Annotated in this window: 1 protein-coding gene and 1 pseudogene; both read right to left on the minus strand. The window is 71.5% G+C overall.

What is annotated here, in order from left to right; all coding sequences use genetic code 11:
* A pseudogene (locus tag CJZ86_RS17180) lies at positions 1-220 on the minus strand (acyltransferase family protein); the annotation flags it as partial.
* Positions 220-1,259: SGNH hydrolase domain-containing protein (locus CJZ86_RS16375; protein WP_286145748.1), on the minus strand; the 1,040-nt coding region annotated here is incomplete at its 5' end. The gene CJZ86_RS16375 and the pseudogene CJZ86_RS17180, both read right to left, overlap by 1 nt.

Raw genomic sequence — 1,259 nt, forward strand, 5'->3', positions numbered from 1 at the left:
CGTAACCCGAGATCACAAAGAAGATGTCCACCCCGGTGAAACCACCGGGCAGCCAGCCCTTGTTCAGGTGGAACACCAGCACCGCCAGCATCGCCGCCCCCCGCAGCGCATCGATGTCCGGCCGGTAGGCAAAACCTCCCCCCTTCCCGCCTGCTCCGGTCGCCGGGACGCTCGCCGACGCGGCGGCTCCGGTGCTCGTGACGGCGGGGGCCACGGCCATCAGCGACCCCCCGGGGTCAGGCCCGCCTGCGACAGGAACCGCTCGAAGGGTTCCGCCAGCGAGCGGCTGCCGCTGACGCTGAGGTGGTGGTTATCGGCGAACAGGGGGGTGCCGTCGGGCCGGCGATCCAGCACCCGACCATCCGCACCCACCAGGTAGGGGGTGGGGTCGAACACATGCACATTCGGCAGGCCCGCCGCCGCCGCCTCCAGGGTGGCGCGCACCGTGCGCTGCATCGCCGCCGTCACGGCGGGCTCGGGCGCGCAGCTCACGGCCGGGCCGGTGGAGCGGCGACATTCCAGCGGCTTGCGGGCCAGCATCGGACTGTCCACCACCAGCACCAGCTCGATGCCCCGGGCGGCGAGCCGCTGGGCGTAGGCCCGCAGGTTGGCCACGTGGCGCTCCCGGGCCTGGGCGGGGGTGAGGCGGCGGTCGCCATCCATGACGTTGGCCTCGCTGGGGGTGCCGGCGGGGGTCACATCGCCCACGTAGTAGTTGAGCCAGGAGGAGAGCACCACGACATCGCCCCGCTTGAGGCGTTCCAGGGAGCGCTCCATCTCACCGACCACGAAGTCGCGGCAGGGGCCGTAGCTCTTGTTGCCCCAGCTCATCAGCAGGCTGGGATCGGTGAAGCAGGCCATCTGGTAGGTGAAGCTGATCCGCTGGCCGGTGCGGGCGGTCACCGCGTCCAGCATCGGCAGCAGGTGCAGGGCATGGGAATCGCCCAGCAGGAAGATCTCGCCGGCACCGGGCCGGCCGGGGCGGCCGCAGCGCTCGAAATCGATGCGGGTGGTGTCGTTGTAGGGCTGGCCGTACACGAGGCTGCAGCCGCTGCCGATGCCCGTGCCGGGGATCAGCAGGTTCTGGATGCGCTCGCTGCGGGGCACGGGGTCGCGGTCGGTGCCCCGGAACAGGCGGTCCCGCAGGCCGTTCTGCAGGGCGTCGATGCCGATCCACAGGCCCGCCACCGCCAGCACAGCCAGCAGCGTCTCCCACCACCACTTCAGTGGATAACGCCGCACCGGCTGCTCCACCAGCC

Source organism: Synechococcus sp. BO 8801 (assembly GCF_002252675.1).
GTDB lineage: Bacteria > Cyanobacteriota > Cyanobacteriia > PCC-6307 > Cyanobiaceae > Cyanobium.